This is a genomic window from Leisingera sp. ANG-M1 (assembly GCF_000813745.1).
In the GTDB taxonomy this organism is placed as follows: domain Bacteria; phylum Pseudomonadota; class Alphaproteobacteria; order Rhodobacterales; family Rhodobacteraceae; genus Leisingera.
On sequence record NZ_JWLC01000016.1, the window covers coordinates 1,717 to 2,079 of the forward strand.

The 363-nt window shown below is 65.3% G+C and carries 1 protein-coding gene; it reads left to right on the plus strand.

The window, feature by feature from the left end:
- Positions 1-363: YceI family protein (locus RA19_RS27450; RefSeq protein WP_039163778.1), on the plus strand; the 363-nt coding region annotated here is incomplete at both ends.

The window sequence follows — 363 nt, forward strand, 5'->3', positions numbered from 1 at the left end:
TTCCTGTTTTTTGAGACCTTCACCTATCCCGAGGCCGTCGTCACCGCCCGCATCGACCCGGCGCAGCTCTCCGATCTTGCTGCAGCGCAGCGAAAGCAGATCGAGCTGCCGGTCACCCTGTCGCTGCACGGGGTCGAGGCACAGCTGACCGCGCCGGTAGCGGTAACACTGCTGGGCAACGACCGCGTCGCCGTGGCCACCGTGCAGCCGATTATCCTCAAGCTGGAGGATTTCGAACTGAATCCCGGCAGGGAAAAACTCGAGGAAGCCGCAGGCGTCACCATCACCCCTGTTGGCCTGGTCAGCCTGGACCTGATGTTCGACCGCACCGCGCCGGGCAGCGCGCCTGTCCCCGCGGGGACA